Source organism: Diaphorobacter ruginosibacter (assembly GCF_014395975.1).
Lineage (GTDB): Bacteria > Pseudomonadota > Gammaproteobacteria > Burkholderiales > Burkholderiaceae_C > Diaphorobacter_A > Diaphorobacter_A ruginosibacter.
The window spans coordinates 1,372,741-1,390,311 of sequence record NZ_CP060714.1 but is presented as its reverse complement, the minus strand read 5'-3'; the positions used below and the strand labels follow the sequence as shown (position 1 = coordinate 1,390,311).

The window sequence follows — 17,571 nt, the reverse complement described above, 5'->3', positions numbered from 1 at the left end:
ACATCCGCATGCACCCTCTCCATCTCGCACCACTGGCCATGTTGCTCGTGTTGAGCACCGTTTCCTGCACCAGCATCCCCATCCCCTATATCGCGCAATCCCCTCCGGAGACCGGCATTCGATACGACGATGCCCCGTTCTCGGTAGGTATCCGCAGGATGTCGGATGCGGAATTGCACCGCCAGGAGAGTCTGGCGCGCGCCGGTGACAAGAGGGCTGCGTTCAATGTGTATGACCACTACTGGGCCGAGAACGACCGTGCCAGGGCCCGGCAATGGTTGCTGTTCGCCGCGGAGCTGGGGCATGGCTCCGCACAGTACATCCTGGCGCAGAACTACCTGCACGAGAACGATAACGAGAAGGCCATCTACTGGGCGCGGCGATCCCGAGACAGTGGATATCCGAACGGAGCGGAGTTGGTGCAGCGGTTGGAAAATCCATGAAAACCGTGTCTGCAACCATGGCGGCACCATCCCGTGTGCTCCCACTGAATAAGAGGAGCAAAGCAAAGTAAAAGAGCCCTGGCTGTCTCCAGCCAGGGCTCTTTTAACTTGGTTGCGCGAGAAGGATTTGAACCTCCGACCTTTGGGTTATGAGCCCAACGAGCTACCAGACTGCTCCATCGCGCGGTAATTCTTTTGCTGCATCCTGCAAGCCCTTGCTGGCCTGCGATCAACAGAGGCTGGATATTAGCACAGTATGGGTATCCCTGGCCGGGTCATGGCAGTACGGCGGCCGATCGGCGTCAGGGACGCGTCTCGCCCGTGCCGCCGTTACCCGGTCCCGGCATGCCGCTGTTTGGGTTGGCGGAGCCCGGTGCCGGCTGTGTCGTGCCCTCGGGTCCCACGGCCTTCGGACTGGGAGTGGTCTTGGGCTCGCATGCGCTCAACATCGCAGCAACTGCGAGCACGCCCAACATGGTCAGCGTCTTCATGCTCTTTTCTCCTGAACATCAAATGAACATGAAGGCATGGTAGGCCCGGGAAAATGCCTGCCGGGCCGCGTTGTTGCAGCATCAACATTCCGTTGCACGCTTGCGCCAAGGCCGATGTCACCACATAGCGTGCAATGGGACGGTACGGGCGATTTTCCAAACGGCCAGATTGAAGGCTGTTTCGGCTATTTCGTAAGAACCCGGCCAAAGCGTAACCAGGATGGGCTGGTGCGCCTCAATCGCTCTTGTAGCCCGTGGCCTTCACGACGGGTGTCCAATGCGCGCTCAGCCGCTCGCGCAGGCGGGTGACCTCCTCGGGCGTGGAGCCGTTCAGGGGTTCATAACCGATGAGCTGGATCTTCTGCTTTACCTCGGGCCGCGCCAGCACCTTGCGCATGGCGGCGTTCCAGCGCTGGATGTGGTTCGCGGGCGTCTGGGCCGGTGCATAGAGCGAGTAGCCCGAATCGACTACCAGCGTGGGATATCCCAGCTCCGTGAATGTCGGCACGTCGGGCAACTGGCTCACGCGCTGCTTGCTCGACACCGCAAGAATGCGCAGCTTGCGATTGCGGTGGTGCTCCAGGAAAACGCCGATTCCGTCGATGGCCGAGCCGATCTGGTTGCCGATCAGATTGGTCACCATGATCGGCCCACCCTGAAACGGGATGATGGACATGTCCGCGCCGGACTGGCGCGTGAAATCGTAGGCCAGGAAATGCAGCACCGAACCCAGGCCCGACACGCCGAGAGCGGCCACCTGGCTGTCGGCCTTCGCTGCCTTGAGATAGTCGGCAAGCGTCTTGTAGGGAGAACTCGCATTCACCGCGATGCCGTAGGTGAGCTCGGCCACCGAGGTGATGGGCGCGAAGTCCTTCTCGGGGTTGTAGCGCAGGTTGTTGTAGACCAGCGGCGCAATCACCATGGTGTCCATCAACGTCATCAGCACGGTATTGCCGTCGGGCGCGGCGTTCTTCAGGGTCTCTGCGGCAACGCGCGTGCTGGCTCCCGGCCTGTTTTCCACGATCACCGTCTGGCCGATCTCATCCCTGAGGGCATCCACGATCACGCGTCCCATCACGTCGGCGGCGCCCCCTGCGGGAAATGGCACGATGAAACGCGCAGGCACATTGGCCGCGAACGCCTGGGGAGCAAGCTGTGCCGATGCACATGCCGCAGCGCCCAGCGCGACGAACCGACGACGATTCAAAGAAGTGTTCTGAACTGACATGGAATCTCCGGAGCCAATTCCGTCCCCATCGCGCAGCGGGCGTTTGGACGGAACTGAAGATGAACGGGTGTGACGGCCTGATTTGGATACTGCAGCCCGATCATCTGCACGGTGCGCCTGCATGTCGAATCACGATTTCAAATAGCCTATCAGCAAATCGAATTGGCGCTGCCGGTGCTGCATGGGCAACATGACGGCACACACGACATTGCTGCTTGTTCGCCTTTCACCCCCTGCCCTCTTCACAGTCCCCATGCTCCGCCCCACTTCAGACTCCATACCCATGAACACCACGCCGGCGGACATCGTCGTGATCGGCGCGGGCATCGTGGGCCTGTGCTGCGCCCTGTCACTGCAGCGCGCCGGCCTGAAGGTGCTGCTGCTCGATGGCACCGGCGCGGGCAGCGGCGCATCGTTCGGCAATGCGGGGCTCATCAGCACCGGCAGTTGCATACCGATCGCGCTGCCCGGCATGATCCGGCAGGTTCCCGGCTGGTTGCTGGACCCTCGCGGTCCGCTGTCCGTGCGTCCGGGACATGCACTGAAGGCGCTGCCCTGGCTGCTGCGCTGGCTGCGCTCCGCATCTCCCGACAACGTGAGACGCGCATCGGCTGCGCTGAGCGCACTGCACGCACCCGCGTTGCGCTGCTATGAAACACTGCTGGGCCGCGAGCAGTGCGATCAACTCATCGCGCGCAACGGCCAGCTGCATCTCTGGTCTTCTTCGTCGGCAAGGCCATCGCGCGCCGACCGCCTCGTGGAGCAACTGCGCCGCCAGCACCATGTCGCGACGGTGCCCGTGGATCAGGCGGACATACGCCGGCGCATGCCCGCCATCGCGCCCCATGTCCAGGCAGGCATCTGCTTCACGGAACACGCCAACACCGTCAATCCCCAGGCACTCACGCAGGCGCTTCTCGGGCAGTTCCTGGCGTCAGGCGGTACGTGGCAGATTCTCAGGGTCCAGAAGATCGAACGTAGCGCCCGGGGGTTCCGCCTGTGGAGCAGCGCGGGCGACCTGTCCGCCCCGCGTGTCGTGGTGGCGGCAGGGGCACATTCCGCCGAGCTGGTCCGCGGCCTGGGAATGCGCATTCCGCTCGAATTCGAGCGCGGCTACCACGTCGAGCTTCCAGCCCCCGGCGTGCATGTGCCGCAGCCGTTCATCTACAAGGATCGTGCAGTGGCGGTCACGCCCATGCAGCATGGCCTGCGGTTCGCGGGCACGGTGGAGATCGCGGGACTGCACCATCCTCCCGATGCGCGCCGCATCGATGCGATTCTCGATGCAGCCCGCGATCTGTTCCCCGGTATTCGCACGCAGGGCGCGCGCTCATGGTTCGGGCTGCGGCCGTCCACGCCGGACAGCCTGCCGGTCATCGATGAATCACCAAGTCTTCCGGGCCTGTATGTCGCCTGCGGCCACGGACACACCGGCATGACGGGCGCACCGATGACCGGAGAGCTGATCGCGCAGCTCGTCGCGGGCACGCCCACTTCATTGAAGCCCGCGGACTACGCGCTGAGCCGTTTCGACTGAGCTCCGGCGCCACAGGCTCATGCCGCCGCGATGCGCTGCATCTCCTCGCGGGCCAGCGCAATCAGCCGATCGATTTCGTCATGGGGAGCCCGGCCCTTGAGCCGGTAGGCACGGTAGGTGAGCCGGCTCTGCGATACAAAGGGTCGCATCGCCAGGCGCGCCGGGTCGCATACCAGTGAAGGCAGCGCATCGAACAACACAAAGCCGAGCCCCTGCCCGACCATCGCGCAGGCAGAGATCGCGGCCGGGCACTCGATGACCGAGACCGGCATGCGCTCGCAATCACGAAATGCAGCAGTCGCCACCGTGTCGACACCCTCCACGCTGCTGAGCGCGATCATCGGCTCGTCCAGCAGGTCTTCGGCGTGAATCCGCGCCTTCGAGGCAAGAGGGTGCGATGCCGGCAGATAGCACATGATCGGCAGCTCGCCGATCACCATGCTCTCCACGCCGGGCACCTCGGGCACCTCAAGGCCCAAGCCAAGGTCGCACTTGCCCGAACTGACCAGTGCGGCGACATGGTGAGCCACCCGCGAATGCACGGACAGCAGGCTATGCCGCGCCGACTCTCCGGTGGAAGCCACCATGCGAGGCAGCACCGATGCCCCGAAAGCGGGCGTGCACACCACCGACAGCACCCTGTGCCGCTCCATATGCAGCCGCGACGCGAACGCATTGATGGACTCCAGGCCGATGAAGGACCGCTCGATCTCGTTGAACAGGGCCTCGGCGTTGCCGGTCGGAATCAATCGGCCGCCACGCCGCTCGAACAGCACCATGCCGAGACGCTCCTCCGCGTCCTTGAGCACATTGCTCACGGCCGGCTGCGTCACATGCAGGCGCGTCGCGGCGCCCGTGACGGAGCCGGTCAGCACGATGGCATGGATGGTCTCGATGTGGCGAAAGCCCAGTTGTCTGCGCATGGAAGTAGAAGAAAGACGGAGTGCGCGCAGGGCGTGCCGCGCTGGATGAATTGTCTCCTGCATCGGCCGCTCCGCGCAGCTTCGGCGTTCCATCGCGGCATAGGGATATCCATACCGGGCAAGGCCTGTGCATCGACCTAGCATTCCCTCGGAAGCGAATTCGGCGGAGTCTCATTCACCTCGACACATCCTGCGCACCATGTCTTCGGACCTGCGAGCAGGCGAAAGGGAGTCTTTCATGCGCAAGTCACTGGCCATGTTCGCCATGGCACTTACCTGCCTTTCCGCCAGCGCGGACAACTTCCCGAGCCAGCCGGTCAAGCTGGTGGTGCCGTGGCCGCCCGGGGGCTCCACCGACGTCGTGCTGCGCGCCTTCGCGAGCGAGGCGGCCAAGCACCTGGGCCAACCCATCGTCATCGAGAACAAGGCGGGTGTCGGCGGCACCCTGGGACCGCAGATCGTTGCGCGCACGGCGAAGCCCGACGGCTACACCATCACGCAGCATTCGGTCGCCGTCATACGCATGCCCTACATGCAGGACGTCCAGTACGACGCGGTGAAGGACTTCACGCCAATCATCGGACTGACCGGGTACACCTTCGGCATCGTTGCGAACAAGGACTCCAGGTACAAGACATGGGATGACGTCGTGGCCGACGCCAAGAAGAATCCCGGCAAGATCACCTACGGGAGCCCGGGCGTGGGCACCAGCCAGCACCTGGCCACCGAGGCCATTGCCGAGAAGGCCGGCATCCAGCTGCAGCACGTTCCCTTCAAGGGCAGCAGCGAGGTCATGGCGGCGCTGCTGGGCGGCCATCTGGACCTCGGCGTGGACTCCTCCGGCATGGCGCCCCACGTCGACGCCGGGCGCATGAACCTGCTGATCACCTTCGGCAGCGAACGCACGAAGAAATGGAACACGGTGCCCATCCTCAAGGAATACGGATACGACCTGGTGTTCGAGTCGCCCTGGGGCCTTGCGGGACCCAGGGGCATGCCGCCCGAGGTGGTGCAGAAGCTGCACGATGCATTCAAGAAGGCGCTGTTCTCGGACAACATGAAGAGGGTGCTCGAGTCGGTGGACCAACCGCTGGTCTACCTGAATGCGGAGGACTACCGCAAGTTCATCATCGCCACCAACCAGTCAGAAGGCGAGACCTTGAAACGCCTGGGAGTGTTGAAGAAATGACCCACCAAGGAAAGTACGTCCATGCGCTGGCGCGCCAGATCGCCGCCGGCGACATGAGCGCCACCGAAGCATTCCAGGACAGCCTCGCCAAGGTGCGGCGCGATGACGTGCAGGTGAACTGCATGGTGCATGTGAACGAGGAACTGGGACTCGGAAATGCCCGGCGGATCGATGAGGAGCTTGCGCGGCTGAATGGCGAGCAAAGAGCGCAGCTGCTGCGCGACAGGCCCTACCTTGGCGTGCCCTTCGCGGTAAAGGACCTGGGGTTCGGGGTCGAGGGACTGCCATCGAGCTCGGGCTCGCAGCTGTTCAAGGACACCCCATGGAACACCGACAGCGAGCTGGTGCGCCGCTACAAGCGGCTCGGCCTGAACATCTTTGCCCGGACCACCACGTCTGAACTGGGCACCAGCCCCACCACCGAGGCACCGGTCTACGGGCCGCCCACGCGCAACCCGCGTTCCCTCGCGCACAGCGCCGGTGGGTCGAGCGGCGGCGCCGCGGCCGCAGTGGCCGCGGGCTTCATCGAGCTGGCGCATGGCGGAGACGGCGCGGGCTCCATCCGGATCCCGGCGTCGAACTGCGGGCTGTTCGGCTTCAAGCCTTCGCGCGGAATGATGCCCGGAGGGCCGCACAAGGGTGAGGGTTGGGCGGGTCTGGCGGTGGACCATGTGATCACGCGCACCGTCATCGACAGCGCCGTGGTGCTCGACGGCACCTATGGCGCCGATGCCGGCTGCCAGTACATGAACCCCGTCTTTTCGAGATCGTTCGAGGATGTCGTCACGCAGGGGTATGCCACACCAGCCAGGCGGGTCGCATTTCTGCCCGAATCGCATCCGCTCTATCCGAGGAACGAGGAAGTTCGGCAGGCCTACGAAGGTTTCAGGTCGTCGCTGCTTTCGCTGGGATTCGGCGTCCGGGACGCGTTTCCAGCCATCGACCTGAAAGCCATGGTGGCCAGCATGCTGCCGCTGATTGCAGCCAATGCGGCCCACGCGGTGATGAAGAAGGTTGGAGAGGGAACCTATGCCGGGCTCATGCAGCCCACAGGGGTGTCGATGGTCGACTACGCCATGCGACTTGGCGCGATCGACTATGCCCGGTCCATGGATGCAATGAACACCGTCGCGCGGGCCTACGGTCGCTTCTTCGAGGACGAGGGAATCGACATCATTGCCCTGCCCGTTCTGAGCACGCCCCCGGCATTGATAGGAGCCTACGCGGCCAATAACCCGGACTATCTCGATTACCGTCTCGGGGAGCATGGCATCTTCGATTACTCGCCCTACACGCCCCTCGCCAACATGGCGGGTGCGCCGGCCGCATCACTGCCGGTGCATGTGACGCGCGAAGGGCTGCCTGTCGGTATCCAGATCATGGCACCCATCGGCAGGGATGATGTGGTGTTCGAGGTATCGGCGCTCTTCGAAACCAGGGTGGGTTTCAGCGCGTGACTTCAGTGTCTGGCAGGCATGCACGGAATCAAAAATACCCTGCATGCCCGGATCGCAGTGCGCAGGCCGGTGCCGAACCGCCAGCGAATCATTGCCTCGCGCCGCCTGTTGCTGTGCAACGCGGCCGGCCAATCGATTCCCCGGTAATCCGCAGTTGAGGCACGTCGCTCAGCCCAATGCCGCGCGTGGCCTGCCGGAAACGGCGAGGTATCGGGGGGTCAGGTAGCGCGGCGGATCTGCTGTCTTCCAAGATCGGTGATCGTGAACTTGCCGTCGAATGTCTTGCCGACCATGCCCCACTCGAGCAATCGGCCGGAGAGGTGCGTCTTGAGCGCCTCGGTCATGCTCACCAGCTCGCCCATCTCCAGGCGCTTGAGCGTGCTGAGCTCATCCACGGTAGGTTCGAAAGTGCTTGCATGAAAAACAGCATCCAATGCCATGGCAGTACTCCTTGCGTTGTTTGTTGGATTCGAGTGAGCCCGTTCCACGCGGTTCCGAAGGGATGCGCAGACGGGCTGTTCTCCTACAAACCCCATCCACCTTGCAATGCGTTGCAACTGCAGGCTATTCCTTTGTCATGCACCGTCAATCAGGGTAATTGCGGATCACCGGCCATGCGCGCCAGCCAGTCGCCGAAGGCGGTGAGCACGGGGGCTGCAGGCTGGGCAGGTGTCACCAGGTAGTACGCGCGCTCTCCCTGCAGCAGCCTGTCGCAGGCAATGACCAGATCGCCGCGCTCCATTTCCGCCTCGATCAGCATGGGCGGCATGAGCGCAACGCCGAGTCCCATCGTGGCGGCCACGGCCAGCATTGAGAAAAGCTCATACCGGGGCCCATCGAGCGCACGCGGCGCGTCGACCTCCATGGCATGGAACCACTGCTGCCAGCCATAGGGGCGCGTGCTTTGCTGCAGCAGCGGCATCCGCGCGATCGTTGCCGGAGCGACCGGCTGGTGCGCTCGCCCCCTTGCGCGCGGCACGCTCTGCTCGAGCAGGCGCGGGCTGCAGACGGGCACCACGTCTTCCTGCATCAGCATGCGCACATGCACGCCCGGCCAGTTCGCCACCTGCTCCTCGGTACCCGCGTAGAGCGCCGCATCGAAGCCCGTGTCGGAAAAGAGGAACGGACGCGTCCGGGTTTCGATGTGCACGACGATGTCGGGGTGTTCCCTGGCGAGCTGCGGCAGGCGCGGAATGAGCCACCGGGTGGCGAACGTGGGCACCGCGGCAAGTGAGAGCGAACCGCCATGGCCCTGGTGCGCCATCACGTCGAGCGTGTCGCGCTCCAGGCCCTGCAGCCAGCGGGCCACCTGCTTGCTGTAGTGCCGCCCCGCCTCGGTCAGCGTGACGCCATGGCGCGTACGGCGAAAGAGCTGCACACCAAGCTGCTCCTCCAGCGCAAGGATCTGCCGCGACACCGCGCTTTGCGTGAGTGCCAGCTCCTGCGCCGCGCGCGTATAGCTCTCGTGGCGGCCTGCCGCCTCGAAACAGGCGAGTGCCTGGGTGGAAGGAATGTGTCTGCGCATGGGATCGCATTCTATTCATGTATGAGTATTTTGCATTTCTGGATGAAATCAAATCGTTTGCCCCAGGCACATCCCGGGGACTAACATGCGTCCATCGTCCAAGGTCCTGCATGCAGGATCCAGACCCGAATCCCCTCTTTCTTCCTCACTTCGGAGACACGACACATGGCCCACGCACGCTTCCAATGGGACGACCCCTTTCTGATCGAACAGCAGCTGACCGACGACGAGCGCGCGATCCGCGATGCCGCCGCCGCGTACTGCCAGGACAAGCTGGCTCCGCGCGTGCTCGAACAGTTCCGCCATGAGAAAACGGAGGCAAGCATCTTCCGCGAGATGGGTGAAGTCGGCCTGCTCGGCCCCACCATCCCCGAGCAGTACGGCGGCCCCGGCCTGAACTACGTGGCCTATGGCCTGATCGCGCGTGAAGTCGAGCGCGTGGACTCGGGCTACCGCTCGATGGCCAGCGTGCAGAGTTCGCTCGTGATGGTGCCGATCTACGAGTTCGGTAGCGAAGCGCAGAAGCAGAAGTACCTGCCCAAGCTGGCAAGCGGCGAATACATCGGCTGCTTCGGCCTGACCGAACCCGATCACGGCTCCGACCCCGGCAGCATGGCCACGCGCGCCTACAAGGTCGATGGTGGCTACAGGCTCAAGGGCAACAAGATGTGGATCACCAACAGCCCGATCGCCGACGTGTTCGTCGTCTGGGCCAAGGAAGTGAGCGAGGGCGGTGCCGTCGGCCCGATCCGCGGCTTCGTGCTGGAGAAGGGCATGAAGGGCCTGACCGCACCCGCCATCCATGGCAAGGTCGGCCTGCGCGCATCGATCACCGGCGAGATCGTGATGGACGACGTGTTCGTTCCCGAAGAAAACGCCTTCCCCGAAGTGCAGGGCCTGAAGGGTCCGTTCACCTGCCTGAACAGCGCACGCTACGGCATCGCCTGGGGTGCCATGGGTGCGGCGGAGTTCTGCTGGCACACGGCACGCCAGTACACCCTGGACCGCAAGCAGTTCGGCCGCCCTCTTGCCGCCAACCAGCTGATCCAGAAGAAGCTGGCCGACATGCAGACGGAGATCGCGCTCGGCCTGCAGGCAGCGCTGCGTTTCGGCCGCATGAAGGACGAGGGCATCGCATCGGTCGAGGGCACCTCGATCATCAAGCGCAACAACTGCGGCAAGGCCCTGGACATTGCCCGCATGGCGCGCGACATGATGGGTGGAAACGGCATCAGCGACGAATTCGGCGTGGCCCGCCATCTGGTGAACCTGGAAGTGGTGAACACCTACGAAGGCACTCACGACGTGCATGCGCTGATCCTCGGCCGCGCGCAGACGGGCCTCGCGGCGTTTGCCAACTGATTGATCGATTGATCAACGGTTTGACCGGCTGGCGGATTGCCATGCGGTCCCATCCGGTGCACCGCGCCGGCGGGGCTGCAGGCATGCCGGCCTTTCCGTGATGGACCCGGTGCCGCCGCAGGCTGCATCAAGAAACACAACGAGACATGACAACCCATCCAAGAAGTGCGCTTTCCGGCATCAAGGTGCTCGACCTGTCCCGGGTGCTGGCAGGCCCCTGGTGCACCCAGATGCTGGCCGATCTCGGTGCCGACGTGGTGAAGGTCGAACGCCCCCTCGCCGGGGATGACACCCGCCAGTGGGGCCCTCCCTTCCTGCGCGACGACGATGGGGAGGTCACGCAGCAGGCAAGCTACTACACGTCCTGCAACCGCAACAAGCGCTCAATCACCATCGACATGGCAACGCCCGGCGGCCAGCAACTGATACGCCGGATGGCGGCCGAAGCGGACGTACTGGTGGAGAACTTCAAGGTCGGCGGCCTGCGGCAGTACGGGCTGGACTACGAGAGCCTTCGCGAGATCAATCCGCGCCTCGTCTATTGCTCCGTCACCGGCTTCGGCCAGACCGGGCCGTACGCGGAGCGCGCGGGCTACGACCTGATGGTGCAGGCCATGAGCGGCCTCATGAGCATCACCGGCCATGCCGACGGCGAGCCCGGCGGTGGGCCGCTGAAAGTGGGCGTGGCGGTGATCGACGTGCTCACCGGGCTCTATGCCGCCAACGCTGTGCAGGCCGCCCTGCATGCGCGCAACGCGACCGGAGAAGGCCAGCACATCGACATGGCGCTGCTCGACGTTGCCATGGCAATCCAGTGCAACCAGGCATCGGGTTATCTCGCCAGCGGCAAGGCGCCCACGCGTGCCGGCAACCAGCACCCCAGCCTCACGCCCTACCAGGACTTCCCATCCGCCGACGGCAACGTGCTGCTGGCCATCGGCAACGACGGCCAGTTCGCGCGGTTCTGCTCGGCGGTGGATCACCCCGAATGGTCGGCCGACGAGCGCTTTGCCACCAACCGCAACCGCGTCGCCAACCGCCAGGCCCTGCTTGACCTGATGACTCCGGTGATGAAGACGCGCACCACCGGCGAATGGGTGGCATTGTTCGAAGACAAGGCCGTCCCCTGCGGCCCGATCAACACGCTGGCCGATGCATTCGAGGATCCTCAGGTGAAGGCGCGCGGCCTGCGCATCGACCTGCCGCGCTGGGGCGATGCACCGGCACCCGACCATGTGAGCAGCATTCCTGGCGTGGCCAACCCCATCCGCATGTCGGGCACGCCCGTCACCTACCGCAATGCGTCACCAGCGCTCGGGCAACACACCGACGAGGTGCTGCTGGAAATGGGATTCGGCGCTGAGGAAATAGCCCGCCTCAAGGCGGAAAAGATCGTCTGACGAGACGGTGGCGCCAGCGGCTGCATGGGCAGAAGGGATCGCCGGTACAGTCACCGGCCCGCTCACTTCTGCGGCGCAGGGGAAAAGCTCGCGGCCCATTTCCAGCTCGCGAAGACGCACCACACCAGCCCGAGCAGCGCCAGGCTGCCGCCGACCACGCCCAGGTGTTCAAGGCCTGCATGGGTGCCGACCTGGCTGCCGAGCAGCGCACCAGCCCCGATCCCCACATTGAAGAGACCCGAGAACAGGGACATGCCGACGTCCGTGGCGTCGGACGCAAGCCGCAGCACCTTCGCCTGCAGCGTCAATGCCATGCACAGCATGGCCACGCCCCAGACGGCGCAGACGATGTACAGCGCCGGCAGCGATGCCGCACTGGGCAGGAATGCCCACAGGCAGGCCGTCAGCGTGGTCAGCGTGGCCAGCAGGAACGCGCGGGGCCAGCGCAGGCCGAACGCGCTGAAGAACACGCTTCCCACAATCCCCATTCCGCCATACAGCAGCAGCACCCAGGTGGTGGTCTGCGCGCTGAGTCCGGCCACGTTCTGGATCAGCGGCTCGATGTAGCTGTAGACCGTGAACTGCGCGGTCACCATCAGGATGAGCAATGCATAGGTGGCGACAAGGGCCGGCCGCCTGAGCAGCATCGGCACGCTGCTCGCCGAACCCGCATTCTCGCTGGGAAGCGCGGGCAGCAGGCGCCACAGCGCCAGCATGACCGTCAACGCCACCACGCCGATCAGGCCGAACGTCGTGCGCCAGCCCAGCGCCTCGCCCACCACGCGGCCCAGGGGAATGCCAAGCACCATGGCCAGCGTCGTGCCGGTGGCCAGCAGGCTCAGTGCCGGCGCCTTCTTGCCTTCGGGCGCGACACGCACGGCCAGCGCGGCCGTGATCGACCAGAACACCGCATGCGAGAGCGCAATGCCCACGCGGCTGAGCATCAGCGTGAAAAAGCTCCATGCCACCGCCGACAGCACATGGCTCACGATGAACAGCGCAAACACGCCCATCAGCAGCTTGCGCCGCTCCATGTGGCTGGTCATCAACATGCAGGGCAGCGACGTGAGCGCGACGATCCACGCGTAGATGGTGAGCATCAGCCCGACCTGCTCGGTACGCATGCCGAAACTGTTGCCGATATCGCTCAGCAGGCCCACGGGCACGAACTCGGTGGTGTTGAAGACGAACGCGCCGAGTGCCAGTGCGATCACACTGAGCCATGCCTGGCGGTTCGAGCGCTGCGCGCCGCTCCCGGCGACGGAACTGGATGCGATGGAAGGTGACGGGAGTGAATCAGTCGAAGACATGGAAGGAGAAAAAATTCGGCGCCGGCAGCCCGATGGATGGAGCAATGCTGCAGCGCAGCATGCGATTGTGCTCGCATGCCGCAGGTTCTTCATCCCGTGCGCACGATGGCCCTGATGCGGGCCCAGGGATCTTCCGGGCCCTCCCCTGTCTCATGCCTCCGGGGGTATGGCACACCGCCTCGATGTTGTGCCCGTCCGGGGCGAGCACGGAGGCTGCGTAGTCACACTGCCTGCATGCAGATCGCAACGGCCTTGCGGTCCTCTATTACCGTCAATAGGCCACGGTGAAACGTTCGCGCGGATGGAGATGCTTCTCCAGCGCATCCACCAGCGCCACCGCGAGATCGGCCGCGGAGATCGTGCCCGGCTGACCGTCGGGCTGCATCAGCGGTGCGTCCTGCCCCACGCGATACCGGCCCGTGCGCTCGCCGTGCGCGCCAAGCTGCATCGCAATGGGTGGGCTGAGCAATGTCCAGTCGAGCGAGGATTCCGCCTGCAGCTCGGTGAGCATGTCGCGCGCAGCGCTGGCGCCGGGGTAGATGGCGGCCGGAAAGTCCGGCGAATCCACCAGTTGCGCGCCGTTGACGTACAGGCTGCCTGCGCCACCCACCACCAGGTAGCGCTTGACGCCCGCTGCCTTGACCCCGGCGACGATGGCACGCGAGCCCTTCATGAAATCGTTGTAGATGTCCGGGTTGCCCCATCCCGCGTTGTAGGCACTGACGACGGCATCGCTGCCGCTCACGGCGCTCTTCACATCCTCGGCGTTCAGCACGTCGGCCTTCACCACCTTCAGGTGATCGCGCAGAGCGATCTTTTCAGGATGGCGAACGAGCGCCGTTACCTCGTGCCCACGACGCAGAAGCTCCTCCAGCAATGCCGAACCCACAAAGCCTGTTGCGCCAATCAATGCGACCTTCATGTCCTGTCCTTTCAATTCGATGGAAATCATCAATCAATTCAGGCATCAAGGTTACGCACTTATCAATTCAATGATAATCCTGCAAATTCAACCATCACCTTGAAGTATCACTTCACAATTGCGGCATGGATGATTTCAAACGCATGGCCGTCTTCGCCGCCGTGGTGCGCGAGGGATCGATGACGGCCGCCGCCCGCGTCATGGGAATGACGCCCTCGGCCGTGAGCCAGCAGGTCCGCCAGCTGGAGCGCGAGGGCGGCGTCACGCTTATGCACCGCACCACGCGGCAATGGGCGCTCACCGATGCGGGCCAGCGTTTCTATGCCGAATGCGCGCGCATGGTCGAGGCCGCTGCGAATGCCCGCGCCGAGCTGCAGGCGGAACTCCAGGAGCCGGGTGGCGAGCTGCGCATTTCATCCACCGTGGGCTTTGCCAGGCACATCGCTCCCGCGCTCGGCCCCCTGCTGGCCCGCTTTCCCCTGTTGCGCCTCCAGTTGCTGGTGGACGATGCCCAGATCGACCTGACATCCGCACGCATCGACCTGGCCATCCGCTACGGCAACCTGCCCGACTCGCAATGGGTGGCGCGGCGCCTGGGCGCCATGCAGTGGTGGCCCTGCGCAGCACCGCAATGGCTGGCCGCGCAGGGCACGCCCGGCACGCTGCAGGCCCTTTTGGCCGCGAGCTGGCTGGGTCTTCCGTCGTCGCTGGAGTCCCGGGGACTGCAGGTGCGCATTCCGGCGCAGAAGAATGGACAGCCCGTTTTCGAGGAACATGTGCTGCCGATCACGCCGCGCATCTCGAGCAACAACCAGCTGGCCCTGATGCAGATGTGCGAGGCGGGCCTCGGCGTGGCCCTGCTCACCAGCATGGACGTCGAGGAGCACCTGCGTGCCGGGCGGCTGGTGCGCCTGCTGTCCGACTGGGAGTTCGGCCGCGCGGGCGGCCTGCCCATCTGGGGCGTAACGCCGCAGCGCGGCATGCAGCCGGCCAAGGTGCGGCTCGCACTGGAACATCTGGCACAGTACCTGAGGCGGGCACCGGGCGTGTTCCACGCGTGAACTTACACCCGGTCTCGAATGTGAAGAAATGGCAAAGGCTGACAAAGAAACAGCCCCGAAGTCAACGAAAATGCTCGGAAGAACGTCTAACCATCATCAAGGGCTCTCGGGAGACGATTCCCTGCGCCCGCTCACCGTCACTACCGCAGTTCGACGCTTGCGCGTGATTGCACCTACAAAAGGAAGACAGGACATGAACTACTCCACGCTCTCCAAGCTTCTGACGGCAGGCGCGCTGGTCGCATTGACCGCGGGCTGCGTGGCCGTCGACGACCCCTACTACCAGGGCAGCTACGGCGGTTATGGCGGAGGTTATGGCGGCGGCTACACCAGCTACACCACGTACAACAGCTATCCGGCCTGGCAAGGCCCGGGCTACTACTACGACGGCGGCTACTACGCCTACAACCCGGGCATTTCCGGCGCCATCTACATCCGCGACCGCGACGACTGGCGCGCGCGCGACAATGCCCGCCGCAACGACTGGGAGCGCCGCCGCGACCAGGACCGCCGCGATGCCGACCGTCGCCGTGATCATGAGAGGCGCGAGGCGGATCGTCGCCGCGACCAGGAGCGCCGTGAAGCCGATCGCCGCCGCGATGAGGCCAACTGGGCCGCAGGCGGTTACCGCGGCGGCGGCGGACGCCCCCTGCCCTCGAACAATCCCGAGGCCGATCGCGACTTCAACCGCAGCGAGCGCATCCTGCGCCAGCAGGAGAACCGCCAGCTCAACAACCCCGACCCGCGTGTGAACCGCGAGCGCGCCGAGATCTTCGAGCGCCAGCGCCAACAGCGCGAGGCCGACCATCGCAAGAACCAGAACCCCTGGGGCACTGGCAACAGCCAGGGCAACTGAGGCATCATGGCGGCAGCCGACACGCTCCACGGGCAACAGCCCTGGATGAGTCGGCTGCTTTTTCGTTTCACGGCCTGTTGATCGCGTTGAACGCGCACCCACCACCATGAGCATCAGCCGCATCGACCGCCTCGTCCGTCCCTTCGAGCCTTCCCGGTCATTGCGCCGAGCGCTGCTGTGCGGCATGCTGACCGCGTCCGGCGTGGCTGGCGTGTCCGTTACCCACGCCCAGGTGATGCGGTGCACGGATCCCGCCACAGGCAAGGTGAGCTATACCGATGGGAAATGCGCCAGTGGCTCGCGCATGGACGAGATCGAGGCACGCAGGTCGCCCGAGGACATCCAGGCGGAACGCGAACAAGCCGCCCAGGCGCAGGAGCGCCGCCGCGAGCGCCTTGAACTCGACGCGCGTCAGCGCCAGCAGGACGAAACCCGCCAGCGGCAGGAACAGGAGCGCCAGGCGCGCGCCCAGCCTCCGCAGCAGAACGGCGGGCCTGCCAACTCGCCCGAATGCGCACAGGCGCGCCGCAACCTGCAGAGCGTGCAGGACAGCACGGGCCAGGGCATGTATGACGAGGCAGCACGCCTCGAGGATGCACAGCGCAAGGCCGAGCAGGCCTGCCTTACGCCCGACCAATGGGTGCAGGCCCAGCGCGACCGGGAGCGCAACGTCAACTACAACAACGGATATGCCCCCTACGTGGTGCGTCCACCCCACCCGATTCATCCACCGGTTCGACCCCAACCCCAGCCCAAGCCGCCCGTGTTCACGAACTGCAATGTGTTCCGCTGCACCGATGCGGCGGGCAATGTCTATCCGCGAAGAACACCTTAAGCGCTGTGATTCTCATCGCGCATGGACAGGCCCGACAGACCCTCGCGCACGGTGGGATAGCGCAGCACGACACGCAACTCATCGTGCATGCGCGTCGTGTCAAGGCGCCGTGACTCGCTCATGAAGCTCAGCAGCGACACCGGCAACTGCTGCGTCGCGGCATCGCGCGCCACGCGCGGCGGGCGCGGCATGCCGAACAGATCGGCCGCCAGGTCGAAGTAGTCCCCCATCTTCAGGTCGGAGCGATCGCCCACGTTGTAGACGCGCTGCGGCCTGCCACGCCACAGTGCGGCCAGACAGGCAGCAGCGAGATCGTCCGCCTGGATATGGTTGGTGTACACGTCGTCCTGCGCTGCCAGCACGGGCGTTCCGCGCTGCAGCCGCGCCACCGGCGTGCCGCCCTCGCGGTCGAGCCCGTAGATGCCCGGCACCCGCAGCACGCTCACGCGCGTGCCGACCCGTCCCAGATGGCGCATGGCGCGCTCCGCGTTCACGCGCCGGTGCGCACGGGGCGTGGCGGGCGCAACCGGACGGCTTTCGCTTACCGTCGCCCCTTCGCAATCGCCGTACACGCCCGTGGTCGACACATACACCAAGGCATCAGGCAGCGCCCGCAGGCGCAATGCGCGAACCACGCTCTCGCTGCGCCGATCGCGCCACCATCGGGCGCCGGTCTCGCCCTCGCCCGGGGGCGGGGCCAGATAGAGCACACGATGAAAGACCCCGGCAAGGCGCCTGAGCGTCGCCTCGTCGTCTAGATTTCCAAGCAGCGGCTGGATTCCCTGCCCACGTAGCGGCGCACGGCGATCCATGGAGCTCGTCAGCGCGGACAGCGACACCCTGGGGCGCGCAGCCGGCGAGCCCGCGGCGGCGGCGCCTGCCGCCCCCAGCTGCCTTGCCGCGCGCATTCCGACGTCGCCGCAACCGATGATCAGGACACGCATCCGGCGAAAGCGCGCGGGCAACGCGCCAAGGGGACTTTGGTTTGAGGGCAAAATCAAGGCTTTCCCGGAGCAGCCCGACCCATGGACC

The 17,571-nt window shown here is 65.1% G+C and carries 17 protein-coding genes and 1 tRNA gene; 9 read left to right on the top strand and 9 right to left on the bottom strand.

What is annotated here, in order from left to right; genetic code table 11:
- Positions 1-8: 8 nt before the first annotated feature.
- Positions 9-443 (top strand): tetratricopeptide repeat protein, encoded by a 435-nt coding sequence (locus H9K76_RS06380; RefSeq protein WP_187598867.1) that lies wholly within the window; start codon positions 9-11, stop codon positions 441-443.
- 109 nt (positions 444-552) lie between these two features.
- Here the strand turns inward: H9K76_RS06380 and H9K76_RS06375 are convergent.
- The 3 genes from H9K76_RS06375 to H9K76_RS06365 all read right to left on the bottom strand — a co-directional run bounded on the left by H9K76_RS06375 (position 553) and on the right by H9K76_RS06365 (position 2,162).
- Positions 553-629: transfer RNA gene (locus H9K76_RS06375), tRNA-Met, on the bottom strand.
- A 116-nt stretch (positions 630-745) separates the two neighbouring features.
- On the bottom strand, positions 746-934 hold the full coding sequence (locus H9K76_RS06370; protein ID WP_187598866.1) for a hypothetical protein: 189 nt from the start codon (positions 932-934) through the stop codon (positions 746-748).
- 235 nt (positions 935-1,169) lie between these two features.
- Entirely contained in the window at positions 1,170-2,162 is a 993-nt protein-coding gene (locus H9K76_RS06365) for a Bug family tripartite tricarboxylate transporter substrate binding protein (protein ID WP_187598864.1), read from the bottom strand.
- A gap of 283 nt (positions 2,163-2,445) precedes the next feature.
- On the opposite strand from H9K76_RS06365, the gene H9K76_RS06360 reads away from it, so the two are divergent.
- Complete coding sequence (locus H9K76_RS06360; protein ID WP_187598862.1) at positions 2,446-3,699, top strand: NAD(P)/FAD-dependent oxidoreductase; 1,254 nt, start codon at positions 2,446-2,448, stop codon at positions 3,697-3,699.
- A gap of 17 nt (positions 3,700-3,716) precedes the next feature.
- Here the strand turns inward: H9K76_RS06360 and H9K76_RS06355 are convergent, their stop codons facing one another.
- On the bottom strand, positions 3,717-4,622 hold the full coding sequence (locus H9K76_RS06355) for a LysR substrate-binding domain-containing protein (protein WP_187598860.1): 906 nt from the start codon (positions 4,620-4,622) through the stop codon (positions 3,717-3,719).
- A gap of 238 nt (positions 4,623-4,860) precedes the next feature.
- Between H9K76_RS06355 and H9K76_RS06350 the strand changes: the two genes are divergently transcribed.
- Positions 4,861-5,811, top strand: coding sequence for a Bug family tripartite tricarboxylate transporter substrate binding protein (locus H9K76_RS06350; protein ID WP_246475343.1), 951 nt, complete (start codon positions 4,861-4,863; stop codon positions 5,809-5,811).
- The gene (locus H9K76_RS06345; RefSeq protein ID WP_187598859.1) at positions 5,808-7,268 is read left to right on the top strand and encodes an amidase; all 1,461 of its coding nucleotides are present in this window, start codon (positions 5,808-5,810) and stop codon (positions 7,266-7,268) included. The genes H9K76_RS06350 and H9K76_RS06345 overlap by 4 nt, the downstream gene beginning before the upstream one ends.
- 218 nt (positions 7,269-7,486) lie before the next feature.
- Here H9K76_RS06345 and H9K76_RS06340 read toward each other — a convergent pair whose 3' ends face one another.
- Together H9K76_RS06340 and H9K76_RS06335 are read right to left on the bottom strand one after the other, a co-directional pair.
- Entirely contained in the window at positions 7,487-7,708 is a 222-nt protein-coding gene (locus H9K76_RS06340; protein ID WP_187598857.1) for a hypothetical protein, read from the bottom strand.
- 149 nt (positions 7,709-7,857) lie between these two features.
- Positions 7,858-8,793, bottom strand: a complete 936-nt coding sequence (locus H9K76_RS06335) for a LysR family transcriptional regulator (protein ID WP_187598855.1) — start codon at positions 8,791-8,793, stop codon at positions 7,858-7,860.
- 165 nt (positions 8,794-8,958) lie between these two features.
- Here H9K76_RS06335 and H9K76_RS06330 point away from each other — a divergent pair, with 165 nt between their 5' ends.
- Both H9K76_RS06330 and H9K76_RS06325 read left to right on the top strand, forming a co-directional pair.
- Positions 8,959-10,155, top strand: coding sequence for an acyl-CoA dehydrogenase (locus H9K76_RS06330; protein WP_187598854.1), 1,197 nt, complete (start codon positions 8,959-8,961; stop codon positions 10,153-10,155).
- Positions 10,156-10,301: 146 nt separating this feature from the next.
- Positions 10,302-11,555 (top strand): CaiB/BaiF CoA transferase family protein, encoded by a 1,254-nt coding sequence (locus tag H9K76_RS06325; RefSeq protein ID WP_187598852.1) that lies wholly within the window; start codon positions 10,302-10,304, stop codon positions 11,553-11,555.
- A 62-nt stretch (positions 11,556-11,617) separates the two neighbouring features.
- Here the strand turns inward: H9K76_RS06325 and H9K76_RS06320 are convergent, their stop codons facing one another.
- Together H9K76_RS06320 and H9K76_RS06315 are read right to left on the bottom strand one after the other, a co-directional pair.
- On the bottom strand, positions 11,618-12,865 hold the full coding sequence (locus H9K76_RS06320; RefSeq protein ID WP_187598850.1) for a sugar transporter: 1,248 nt from the start codon (positions 12,863-12,865) through the stop codon (positions 11,618-11,620).
- Positions 12,866-13,136: 271 nt separating this feature from the next.
- Positions 13,137-13,787, bottom strand: a complete 651-nt coding sequence (locus H9K76_RS06315; protein ID WP_187598848.1) for an NAD(P)-dependent oxidoreductase — start codon at positions 13,785-13,787, stop codon at positions 13,137-13,139.
- Positions 13,788-13,912: 125 nt separating this feature from the next.
- On the opposite strand from H9K76_RS06315, the gene H9K76_RS06310 reads away from it, so the two are divergent.
- The 3 genes from H9K76_RS06310 (at position 13,913) to H9K76_RS06300 (ending at position 16,539) form a co-directional block, all read left to right on the top strand.
- On the top strand, positions 13,913-14,848 hold the full coding sequence (locus H9K76_RS06310; RefSeq protein WP_187598846.1) for a LysR family transcriptional regulator: 936 nt from the start codon (positions 13,913-13,915) through the stop codon (positions 14,846-14,848).
- A gap of 193 nt (positions 14,849-15,041) precedes the next feature.
- Positions 15,042-15,704 (top strand): hypothetical protein, encoded by a 663-nt coding sequence (locus H9K76_RS06305; RefSeq protein ID WP_187598844.1) that lies wholly within the window; start codon positions 15,042-15,044, stop codon positions 15,702-15,704.
- 106 nt (positions 15,705-15,810) lie between these two features.
- Entirely contained in the window at positions 15,811-16,539 is a 729-nt protein-coding gene (locus H9K76_RS06300; protein WP_187598842.1) for a DUF4124 domain-containing protein, read from the top strand.
- Here the strand turns inward: H9K76_RS06300 and H9K76_RS06295 are convergent.
- Positions 16,536-17,534, bottom strand: a complete 999-nt coding sequence (locus tag H9K76_RS06295; RefSeq protein ID WP_187598840.1) for an NAD-dependent epimerase/dehydratase family protein — start codon at positions 17,532-17,534, stop codon at positions 16,536-16,538. The two genes, H9K76_RS06300 and H9K76_RS06295, sit on opposite strands and share 4 nt — an antisense overlap.
- Positions 17,535-17,571: the final 37 nt, after the last annotated feature.

What these genes read in the sequence shown, in the direction of transcription:
- H9K76_RS06345 (WP_187598859.1), top strand. Translation starts at nt 5,808, where the DNA reads ATGACCCACCAAGGAAAGTACGTCCATGCGCTGGCGCGCCAGATCGCC.
- H9K76_RS06315 (WP_187598848.1), bottom strand. Translation starts at nt 13,787, where the DNA reads ATGAAGGTCGCATTGATTGGCGCAACAGGCTTTGTGGGTTCGGCATTG.
- H9K76_RS06360 (WP_187598862.1), top strand. Translation starts at nt 2,446, where the DNA reads ATGAACACCACGCCGGCGGACATCGTCGTGATCGGCGCGGGCATCGTG.
- H9K76_RS06320 (WP_187598850.1), bottom strand. Translation starts at nt 12,865, where the DNA reads ATGTCTTCGACTGATTCACTCCCGTCACCTTCCATCGCATCCAGTTCC.
- H9K76_RS06380 (WP_187598867.1), top strand. Translation starts at nt 9, where the DNA reads ATGCACCCTCTCCATCTCGCACCACTGGCCATGTTGCTCGTGTTGAGC.
- H9K76_RS06370 (WP_187598866.1), bottom strand. Translation starts at nt 934, where the DNA reads ATGAAGACGCTGACCATGTTGGGCGTGCTCGCAGTTGCTGCGATGTTG.
- H9K76_RS06365 (WP_187598864.1), bottom strand. Translation starts at nt 2,162, where the DNA reads ATGTCAGTTCAGAACACTTCTTTGAATCGTCGTCGGTTCGTCGCGCTG.
- H9K76_RS06310 (WP_187598846.1), top strand. Translation starts at nt 13,913, where the DNA reads ATGGATGATTTCAAACGCATGGCCGTCTTCGCCGCCGTGGTGCGCGAG.
- H9K76_RS06305 (WP_187598844.1), top strand. Translation starts at nt 15,042, where the DNA reads ATGAACTACTCCACGCTCTCCAAGCTTCTGACGGCAGGCGCGCTGGTC.
- H9K76_RS06355 (WP_187598860.1), bottom strand. Translation starts at nt 4,622, where the DNA reads ATGCGCAGACAACTGGGCTTTCGCCACATCGAGACCATCCATGCCATC.
- H9K76_RS06325 (WP_187598852.1), top strand. Translation starts at nt 10,302, where the DNA reads ATGACAACCCATCCAAGAAGTGCGCTTTCCGGCATCAAGGTGCTCGAC.
- H9K76_RS06330 (WP_187598854.1), top strand. Translation starts at nt 8,959, where the DNA reads ATGGCCCACGCACGCTTCCAATGGGACGACCCCTTTCTGATCGAACAG.
- H9K76_RS06300 (WP_187598842.1), top strand. Translation starts at nt 15,811, where the DNA reads ATGAGCATCAGCCGCATCGACCGCCTCGTCCGTCCCTTCGAGCCTTCC.
- H9K76_RS06340 (WP_187598857.1), bottom strand. Translation starts at nt 7,708, where the DNA reads ATGGCATTGGATGCTGTTTTTCATGCAAGCACTTTCGAACCTACCGTG.
- H9K76_RS06335 (WP_187598855.1), bottom strand. Translation starts at nt 8,793, where the DNA reads ATGCGCAGACACATTCCTTCCACCCAGGCACTCGCCTGTTTCGAGGCG.
- H9K76_RS06350 (WP_246475343.1), top strand. Translation starts at nt 4,861, where the DNA reads ATGCGCAAGTCACTGGCCATGTTCGCCATGGCACTTACCTGCCTTTCC.